General features: G+C 62.6%; 12 protein-coding genes. All 12 read left to right on the forward strand.

The window, feature by feature from the left end; all coding sequences use genetic code 11:
- The first annotated feature begins 3 nt into the window (after positions 1-3).
- Positions 4-1,098, forward strand: coding sequence for a hypothetical protein (locus DFR49_RS04805; RefSeq protein ID WP_245968245.1), 1,095 nt, complete (start codon positions 4-6; stop codon positions 1,096-1,098).
- 7 nt (positions 1,099-1,105) lie between these two features.
- Complete coding sequence (locus DFR49_RS04810) at positions 1,106-1,930, forward strand: PRTRC system protein B (protein WP_119034640.1); 825 nt, start codon at positions 1,106-1,108, stop codon at positions 1,928-1,930.
- The gene (locus DFR49_RS04815) at positions 1,927-2,634 is read left to right on the forward strand and encodes a PRTRC system protein A (RefSeq protein WP_119035276.1); all 708 of its coding nucleotides are present in this window, start codon (positions 1,927-1,929) and stop codon (positions 2,632-2,634) included. Before DFR49_RS04810 ends, DFR49_RS04815 begins: the two co-directional genes overlap by 4 nt.
- Positions 2,577-3,335: a PRTRC system ThiF family protein gene (locus DFR49_RS04820; RefSeq protein ID WP_119034641.1), complete on the forward strand. Its 759-nt coding sequence runs from the start codon at positions 2,577-2,579 to the stop codon at positions 3,333-3,335. Before DFR49_RS04815 ends, DFR49_RS04820 begins: the two co-directional genes overlap by 58 nt.
- Before the next feature lie 85 nt (positions 3,336-3,420).
- Complete coding sequence (locus DFR49_RS04825) at positions 3,421-3,732, forward strand: hypothetical protein (RefSeq protein ID WP_119034642.1); 312 nt, start codon at positions 3,421-3,423, stop codon at positions 3,730-3,732.
- Between the two features lie 130 nt (positions 3,733-3,862).
- The gene (locus DFR49_RS04830) at positions 3,863-4,138 is read left to right on the forward strand and encodes a hypothetical protein (RefSeq protein ID WP_147373652.1); all 276 of its coding nucleotides are present in this window, start codon (positions 3,863-3,865) and stop codon (positions 4,136-4,138) included.
- Positions 4,135-4,449 carry a hypothetical protein gene (locus DFR49_RS04835; protein WP_119034644.1) on the forward strand — a complete coding sequence of 105 codons (315 nt, stop codon included), beginning with the start codon at positions 4,135-4,137 and terminating at the stop codon, positions 4,447-4,449. The genes DFR49_RS04830 and DFR49_RS04835 overlap by 4 nt, the downstream gene beginning before the upstream one ends.
- A gap of 192 nt (positions 4,450-4,641) precedes the next feature.
- Positions 4,642-4,842 (forward strand): hypothetical protein, encoded by a 201-nt coding sequence (locus tag DFR49_RS04840; RefSeq protein WP_147373653.1) that lies wholly within the window; start codon positions 4,642-4,644, stop codon positions 4,840-4,842.
- 46 nt (positions 4,843-4,888) lie between these two features.
- Positions 4,889-6,127 (forward strand): hypothetical protein, encoded by a 1,239-nt coding sequence (locus tag DFR49_RS04845; RefSeq protein WP_119034646.1) that lies wholly within the window; start codon positions 4,889-4,891, stop codon positions 6,125-6,127.
- Positions 6,128-6,207: 80 nt separating this feature from the next.
- Positions 6,208-7,038 (forward strand): class I SAM-dependent methyltransferase, encoded by an 831-nt coding sequence (locus tag DFR49_RS04850; RefSeq protein WP_245968246.1) that lies wholly within the window; start codon positions 6,208-6,210, stop codon positions 7,036-7,038.
- 106 nt (positions 7,039-7,144) lie between these two features.
- A complete protein-coding gene (istA, locus tag DFR49_RS04855) occupies positions 7,145-8,668 on the forward strand; it encodes an IS21 family transposase (RefSeq protein ID WP_119035246.1) in 1,524 nt (507 codons plus the stop codon).
- Positions 8,658-9,464, forward strand: coding sequence for an IS21-like element helper ATPase IstB (gene istB, locus DFR49_RS04860; RefSeq protein WP_119034427.1), 807 nt, complete (start codon positions 8,658-8,660; stop codon positions 9,462-9,464). The genes istA and istB overlap by 11 nt, the downstream gene beginning before the upstream one ends.
- The last annotated feature ends 62 nt before the right edge of the window (positions 9,465-9,526 follow it).

Below are 9,526 nucleotides of genomic sequence, written 5' to 3' on the forward strand. Positions count from 1 at the left end.
ACGATGATGGCAACACGCCCGGCTTCACTCGGCCCGCCTGCAGCAACCAGGTCGACGCTTTCCATGCCCGGATCTTCCTCGACCCCGAAGGCGGCCGGAGCGAAGCACCCGTACCGCTACAGCCACCCTCAAGCTTGCGCCTCCCGCCGCTCGGCTGATCTCGCGGGGCGGTCGGTCGCATTCTCAAGCGATGTACCCGTCATCTTCGACGAGCCGCTGGCACCGCACCATAGATTGATCGGCCGCTGGGCTGCGCCTCGCGAAACCTCAGCGCGATCATACACTCGCGTGCAAGCCCGCCGCCGCATCGAACAGATCTTCGACGCCGCGGTGCTCGACATCCTGAAGCCCGTCGAACTCGCCGATCTGCGGGTCGCCGTTCTCTATGGCGACGAGGGCAATCCACCGGCGATCGCCATTACCTGTGAGAGCCTGGGGCAACTGGACCTCGGCTGGATCGAAACCAGCGATGCACCCATTCCCTGGCGCGCCGCCATCTACTCCGCGCTTGAAAAGACCCTCGGTCTCGCTCTCCCGGTGTTCGGCTACGACGACCTCTTCGAAGAGATTTCCATGTATTACTGGGAGGGCCAAACCGACGACGAAGCCGCCCGGCACTGCATGATCGAATATCAGGGCGTAAGCCCCGACGAGCTTGACGAGACCATGCTGCCATCCGCGATGAATGCGCGTCGGCCTGAATGGATGATCGGGGCAAATGCCGAGAAACCGACACGGCTCCCAACCATCTTGCAGAAAAAATTACGCCGCCTTCGCAAGGCGTACAAGGCCCTCGGAAACCTCTCGCCGGAAGGCAACGCCTGGCACTTCGATAGGGACATTATCTACGAGTACGTCCCCCACTTCGAGGAATGCTCGACATTGCCGCCGCTGACGCTCGTTCCAGTGGATCAGTTCGCGCGTGAAGTCGACGATGTGGCTCGTCACGGCATGGAGCTCGGTTTCATGGACGTCGCCGGTGTGTGTCCGTTGCCCGAGGCGAACCAGATCGACAGCTGGTTCACGAGCCTCGAGATTGGAGCCCAATTCCTCCTCGCCGCCCAGGAGCTGATTCAGCTCGATCCCACTAAACTGTGAGGAAGCCATGTCCGACCATTCAACCCAGTTCGAAGCTACCAGCGGCAGTCTGGTCCTGACCAACGCCATCCTCCTCTATCGAAGCGGAACACCTGGAAATCCCGATCCCTACCGTTCGCAACGACAGGACATAGCAGCCTTCGCCAGCATTCACACGATCAAGCAAGATGCCGATGGCCGACCAACGATATCCGCAGGCGTACCACTGCTGCGCGAGCACTTGCACCAGTGGACCGAGGCCCTCGGAAAAACCGTCCTGCCCGAAATCCTGCCCAGCACCGTGCTGGTCGCCCATCCAGACTTACTCGCATGGTGGACTCCGGCACAAGTGCGCCCAGCCTACTTCGCCCTATCATCTCCTCCGGCAGACCTTCGGGCCCTGTCCGAACGGACAGTCGTGCCAGTGCCCTATCCCCCACACTTCTTCGTTGCCACCCGGTCCGGCCTCGGCGTCTATGCCCTGAAGGCGAATGAACGCCCTACCGCCGACACCAGAGTGATGCACTCGCCGGTTCTGAATGTTTTCGTCGATGGAAGCCTTTGCTGGGGCAACATCCCGATGCCGAAAGCGCTTTCCGTCATCTCTATCCCGGACTTCGAACGGGCGGTATTCGATAGCTGGTCGACACACCCCAATCCCGGCCAGGAGCTGACCGTGACCGGCAAGGGCGGTCTTGTCGCGCTCTGGGACGACCTTGCCGCGCGCCGGTCGAAGCGCTTTCCAGTCGGTCGCCTCAAGCCCTTCATTCCCGAACCCAGACGACAAGTTCGCCGGACGCCGGCCGACGCGATGACGGTCGGAAAGCTCATTTCGGAGTGCGCGCCGCGATGACTATGCTCGCCGATGATCAAACAGCGGCCGCGGTTCTCGCCGCCGTGCCTTGCTATCCGGTCCCACCCGTTGGCCGATCGCCAACCATCGACGCGCTACGCGACGCCCGCGCCGGACACGGCCTCGCCATCGGAAATGACGGTGTCATGCTCATCCTGCGCCGACCATGGCTTGAGCTCGACGTTCCTGTGGCGCCGCCGATTTCCTGCTACCTGCCCTACGGCAGCATAGGCGGGCGCAGGGCTGATCTGCGCTGCGGACTTATCCCCGGCGACCATCTAGATCACATTCTCGATCACTTTCGCGCGGCGTTGCCCAACGAAGAGGCCGCGTTCGTCCTTTGGAACGAGGTCACGCGAGAGTTCGCGGTACACCTTCCTGTCATCGACGAAGCCACGCCGTCGCGCCTCGTCTACCGGACTCCTGGTCTTGAGCCTGATTGGCACGTCGTCTGCGACATCCACAGTCACGGGACCGGCCCAGCATTCTTCAGCGCTACCGACAACACCGACGACGCCGATGCGACGAAGATCTCACTCGTCATCGGCCAGTTCGCCGACCCGAACGGCCCGGCGATGGCTGCACGCCTATGCGCGGGTGGCATGTTCCTACCGCTGCCGCGCAATCCATTCTCAGGAGATTTACGATGCAGCCTGATACCTGCAACCGCCACTATCTTCCCGCTGTCTTCGCCAATCGCATAATCAAGATCCTGCTTATTGGGTGCGGCGGCAACGGTGCGCAGATGGCGATGGGACTCGCGTCGCTCGACACGGCGTTGCGGGCAATCTCCTCGCGATCGCTGCACGTCACCGTCGTCGACGACGACATCGTCACCGAGGCCAATCTCGGTCGCCAACCCTTCTATCGGTGCGACCTCGGCAATTCGAAAGCGCACACGCTCACCGAACGCATAAACCTCGCTCACGGCCTCGCCTGGCAGGCAGTGCATGGCCGGGCGCCCGGCGCGGTCAGCATTACAGGTGCCGATGTCCTCATCACCTGCGTCGACACCGCTTCGGCGCGACGCGCGCTCGGGGCGGCGATCGGAGAGGGGAGTGGTGCGCCCGCTTACTGGCTCGATCTCGGCAATCGCGAGAGCGACGGACAATACCTCATCGGCTGCCCAAGCAAGGCCTGGACGAAGAACCGCACACGGCTTCCGACGGTGCTCGAGTACTTCCCGGAACTCGCCAATGAGAATTTACCTGAGGACAACGCTCCGTCCTGCTCCGTCGCAGAGGCGCTCGACCGCCAATCCCTGTTCGTGAACCGAGTGATGGCGAGCCATGCGCTTGCATTGCTGTTCGACCTTCTCGGACGCGGCTCCATCGGACACGCCGGCGCCTTCATCAACCTCGCCAGCGGTCAGGCAGTCCCGATCCCGCTGCCGCGCAGCGACTAAACCAACACATATGTCGAACCGCATCGCCGAACGAGCAAAAAAGGGAAGGAGGGAGTGGGCTTTGTCTTGAACTGGGAAGGAAAAGATGATGCCCATTTCTGCTCATATTCCAACCTCGCATAACACGCCCGGCGCGCAGGCCACGCCATACTCGATGGAGATCGAGGACAAGATCATGGCCACACTCCCAAAGCCTCTTGCCAACTGGCTACGTTACGACGCGACCCAGGATTACTGCCCTGTCGCCATCTTCAAGGAATGGCGCGCAAGCGAAAAAGGCGGAGACGGGATGACCGTCGATCAGCTCCTCGCTTCTCTTCGAGCGACCCGGCGCATCGACACCCAGCGGGCATATGGGTGGAGTCACCCGCAAGCCTTCGGCTCGCAGTTCAGCTGATACCGGTCGGCGTCGTCGTCCGCTTGCCCCTGCCTCATTCGGGGTCGCCGCAGATCCTCGATGACGCACCGGTCGATGCGCCGCTCCTGAGCGGAAGCGAATTCCGAAAAGCATTCGAAGGAGGATGTACATGACAACGATCACCGACAACGGCTGGACACTTCATTACACCATCGGTTGCATACTCGCCGCCAAGGTTGAACCCGGCGATCTGATCCATATGCCTGGCGGCCGTGATGACGTGATCGTGCTTGGCGGGCAAGCGCCGCGGCGCGCCAAGGACAGCGGCAACGTGATCGTCCGTAACCCCGACACCGCGGGCATCGACGGATTCGAGGCACGTCCCAGCACCTTAGGCATGGTCTGGATCAGTGCCGTCGGCGGCTGGTCGGAACTGCCGACATGAGCATCCCCCGCTTCCATGTCACCTATGAAGTGACCACTCCTGAGTCTGCGGCACGAGGCGACCTTGCCGAGGCGGGATATATCGGCCGCGGCGAGTGGCACACCAATCGCGGTAATCCCGAAGCGGAGTTGTCTTTGCGCGAAGCCCTGGACCTGGCCTATCCCCAGGAAGACTGCGGCCGATGGTTCTGCGAAATCGACGGCCGCCATGATTACCAAACGGGCGCCGTGGAGCGACGCACTGTTCACCCTCCCAGGACGATCACGGCCGCCAGCTACAACCGGCTGCACAGATTGCTCGGGATTGGCTGAACTGCGAAGGATCGACGGGCACGGGAGTTTGGTGCGGCGAGCAGGACACTCCATTCAAAACCCGATGTTCGCAACTCCTCCTTCGCCTTGAGCGGTTCGCTCGGCGACAGCTCATTGCAACAGGGCCAAGGCCCTCCGGGCCGCGAGAGGGAAGGGGGGAAGGGCAATGGTGATCCTATGGAGAGCCTCGCCATGCCCAACGGCCAACAGACCACCCAACCCATCGAGATCATCGTGACCGAAAGCATTCGCTGCCCTCACTGCGGAGCAGTCGAATGCTGCGACGATCCCACGAGCCCCACCGGCAAGCGGTTCCACATCAACGCCTACAAGGTCGCCGACCGGCACGGCTATTGGTGGAGCCGTTGCAACGTCTGCAAGACCTGGTTCTAGACCAGATACGCTGACGCCACGCGCAGCTTCCCAAGGAACTCTCGACATGACCGACGGCTTCGATCCCGCCGATGCGGGATGCTGGATGGCGCGCGGCCGTCCGGCCCACCACGCCCATGCGTTCGCCGACGCCTGGCGATGCTTCCCCGACCTACCGAACGACGCTCCACTGGACGCCCGCATGGCGCGAACCCGCGAGCGCGTGCAGATGCTTCGACCGCTCCACGAAGCGATAGGACTGGAAGCCGAACGGCAACGCAAAGCCGCGAACTTCGCCTTTGTCGAACGCCAGATCGCGCAGGGCAGCACTGATCCCCGCCATGCTTCAATCCTCCATGCCCGCGAAGTTCACGGCTACGACTGGGATGCTGCTACCGCCTACGCCGATGGCCACTATGCCGCCTGCGCCGGTTGGGAAGCGCGCCCGCCCCCGCCGCCGCGTCCGGGGCAGCCCAATACCCGCCAGCCCGCTTACGACCAGGGGTTTCGCGATGGCGGCGGCCAGCCCGACGATATTTTCGACGTTGCCCGGCGCTCTTTCGCGGTAACGCCGTCCGAGCCTAGGTGCATAGCCAACCCGCGAACCGCTCGACCGCTGCCCAGCCAATGGCCAAGCCCGACCGATGTCCCGGCGCCCGTCTCATGGCATCGCCGTCTGCTCCTGCTCGGTGCATCCGAATACTCGACAAGCGCGATCGGCATCCTTGCGATGCTGCAAGAACGGCCCGGATACGATGCCGGGACGATCTTCGCCATCGACGCCCACTCCGGGCTGCGTCCGATACCGTTCACGACCGGCCCGGCACCGGCCGATGTTACCGCGCTTCGCCTGCTCCTGCACGAAGGCCACTATACCGACGTCCTAGCCGTCGCCGACGACGCCGAATTCGCCCGACTGGACGCCAATACCGATATCCTTCCGCTCGCGCGAACGATGGAGCGCACACGCAATTCGGTGCTCCAGCAACGCACCCAATTCCGTTTCTGGCTCGCCCGCGGCCGCGCGCCTGACGACCAGTTCGCCGCTGGACACATCCGCTGGAGCAAGATGGCCGCCGGGCTTTCGGGACGGCTCAGCGATTTCACCGCCCGATACGCCGGCCCGGCAAACCCACGCGGACATCGCATCGTGGTCGAGGACGCGAGCGGTGAACTGGCGCTCGGCTACCGATCCGCGCTCGGCCGGAAACTCCTTCCCGAGATCGTCATCGGCAACAAGCGCCACGCCCGGACCGTGATGACCGATTTGCTGCGCCAATTTGCCGCTTCGCTTCGCCTCGGCTGATCCGACGCCCGGCACCTAGCCCTGATACCCGGCCGGGAGGCCGCACGACACTCCCGAAACCATCAAGAAGGAAGCATCTTATGCGAAACAGTGCATCCGCGCTGGCTCTCCAGCTATCCCTCGACTTCGACGACATCGTCGCATCCGTCGTCAACGCGAGTGCCCCCGAACACAAGGAAACGACGCTCCTCGCCCAGGAGGTGCTCGACCTTTCCGCCGAAGCATCCTCAGTGGCTGCGGTCGACTTCTCGCTTTCTGCGGGGCGGACCTTGGCACCCTCATGGAAGGGACGCGCCCATGACAATGTCGAGGCGATCAGGTTGCTGAACCTCCTGGATCGCGAGAAACGGCAGGCAACACCCGCTGAGCAGGAAGCAATCGCCCGGTTCGTCGGATTCGGTGCCTCTGAGCTTGCCAACGGCATCTTCGCCGGCCGCTCGGACGAATTCCGCGATGGATGGGAAGACCTCGGACAATCCCTGATCGCCGAAACGACCAATGCCGAACTTCAGTCACTTAAGCGGGCGACGCAATATGCCCACTACACGCCCGAATATATCGTCCGCGCCATGTGGGACGCTGCCAATGTCCTCGGCTTCACCGGCGGCCAAATCCTCGAACCAGGCTGTGGCAGTGGCCTCTTCATGGGGCTACGACCGGACACTCTGTCCAGCGACACGCTGTTTGTCGGCATCGACAACGACCCCGTTTCCGCGCGCATCGCGAGCGCCCTGTATCCGCGCCAGGTCATTCGCTGCATCGATTTCGATAAGGCATTGCTGCCGGGCGACTTCGACATGGCGATCGGGAATCCCCCGTTCTCCAACCTCACCATCCAGAACAAGACGCCGCTCGGCCGGCTTGGCTTGTCGCTTCACGACTTCTTCATCGCGAAATCGCTTGAGTGTTGATTACCGCTGAGAAGTGACCCGGTAGGGGCATAAATTTCCACTGAGAAGTGACCCATGTTGAACTCGCCCCTGGCCTTGAGGAGCAGGGGATCATGGAGTGATGGACATGGCGTTATTGAGCGTAATCCGGCGTTGGCATTATCGCGACCATCTATCGATCCGCGAGATTGTGCGGCGGACGGGATTGTCACGTAATACGATCCGTAAATATCTGCGGTCAGAGACGATCGAGCCGCTGTTCAAGGTGCCCGAGCGGCCGAGCAAGCTGGACCCGTTCGCGGACCGGCTGTCGGCGTGGCTGCAACGGGAGATGGCTCGCTCGCGCAAGCAGAAGCGCACGGTCAAGCAGTTGCACGCCGATCTGGCGAGCCTGGGGTATGACGGTTCCTATGGCCGTGTCGCCGCCTTCGCGCGGGCCTGGCGCGATGAGTATCGCCGTCAGCAGCAGATGAGCGGCCGCGGGACATTCGTGCCGTTGTCATTCGCGCCGGGGGAGGCATTCCAGTTCGACTGGAGCGAGGACTGGGCGATCCTGGGTGGCGTGCGTACCAAGCTTCAGGTGGCGCACTTCAAGCTCAGCCACAGCCGGGCCTTCACCGTGCGGGCCTATCTCCTTCAGACCCACGAGATGCTGTTCGATGCCCATAATCATGCGTTCCGCGTCCTGGGCGGCGTTCCGCGCCGGGGGATTTACGATAATATGCGCACCGCCGTGGACAAGGTCGGGCGCGGCAAGGAAAGGAAGGTCAACACCCGCTTCCTCACCATGGTCAGCCATTACCTGTTCGAAGCCGAGTTCTGTAATCCCGCGGCAGGCTGGGAAAAGGGGCAAGTCGAGAAGAATGTTCAGGATGCGCGTCATCGCCTGTGGCAGCCCACGCCGCAGGCCGAGAGCCTGGACGCCCTCAATCTGTGGCTGGAACAGCGTTGCAAGGCGCTGTGGCAGGATATCCCGCATGGCATCGAACCCGGGTCTGTCGCCGATGCCTGGGCCGATGAGGCGGAATGCCTGATGCCGGTGGGCAGGCCGTTCGATGGCTTCGTCGAATATGGCAAACGGGTCTCGCCGACCTGCCTCGTGCATCTGGAACGCAACCGCTACAGCGTGCCGGCGTCCTTCGCCAATCGGCCCGTCAGCTTGCGCGTTTATCCCGATCGCTTCCTGGTTGTCGCCGAGGGGCAGGTCATATGCGAACATCAGCGCATCATCGATCGATCCCATGATGGCCCCGGGCACACGGTCTATGACTGGCGGCATTATCTGGCGGTCGTCCAGCGCAAGCCTGGAGCCTTGCGCAACGGAGCACCGTTCCTTGAGCTTCCCGAGGACTTCCAGCGGCTGCAACGGCATCTGCTCCGCAATCCGGGAGGTGACAGGGAAATGGTCGAGATCCTGGCTTTGGTCCTGCATCATGACGAAGCGGCTGTCCTGACCGCTGTCGCCATGGCGCTGGATGCGGGCGTTCCGACCAAGACCCATATCCTCAATTTGCTGCACCGGCTGCTTGATGGAAAGCCCCTCGCAACGCCGCCGGTCACGGCGCCACAGGCCCTGAGGCTGGTCAGCGAACCGATGGCCAATGTCGCACGCTATGACGCCCTGCGCCGGGAGAAGCGCCATGCGTCATGACCCCGCCACCGGCGCCATCGTCGTCATGCTGCGCAGCCTGAAAATGCACGGCATGGCGCAAGCGGTCACCGATCTGATGGCTCAGGGCGCGCCGGCGTTCGAAGCGGCTGTTCCGATCCTGTCCCAACTTCTGAAGGCCGAAACGGCCGAACGAGAGGTGCGCTCCGTTGCCTATCAGCTCAAGGCAGCCCGGCTTCCCGCCTATCGGGATCTGGCGGGCTTCGACTTTGCCAGCAGCGAAATCAACGAGGCGCTGGTCCGCCAGCTCCATCGCTGCGAGTTTATCGACGGCGCCGACAATATCGTGCTGGTCGGTGGTCCCGGCACCGGAAAGACCCACGTCGCCACGGCGCTCGGTGTCCAGGCCATCGAGCATCATCGAAAGCGGGTCCGCTTCTTCTCCACGGTCGAACTGGTCAATGCCCTCGAACAGGAAAAGGCCCTGGGAAGAGCCGGGCAGATCGCCAATCGTCTGATCCACTCCGACCTCGTGATCCTCGACGAGCTCGGCTATCTGCCGTTCAGCGCATCAGGCGGCGCGCTGCTCTTCCATCTGCTGAGTAAACTCTACGAGCGCACCAGCGTCGTCATCACCACCAACCTCAGCTTCAGTGAGTGGGCCAGCGTGTTCGGCGATGCCAAGATGACCACCGCGCTCCTCGATCGGCTCACCCACCACTGCCACATATTGGAAACCGGCAACGACAGCTTCCGCTTCAAAAACAGCTCGGCCCAGCAGGCCAAACCCCAAAAGGAGAAACACCATCTTGACCCAGCAATGACATCCGAAACATAAGCTACAGGCGGGTCACTTCTCGGTGAAAATCCCGGGTCACTTCTCAGCGGTAATCAACAGTG

Origin of the sequence: Hephaestia caeni, from assembly GCF_003550065.1 — a bacterium.
Lineage (GTDB): Bacteria > Pseudomonadota > Alphaproteobacteria > Sphingomonadales > Sphingomonadaceae > Sphingomonas > Sphingomonas caeni_A.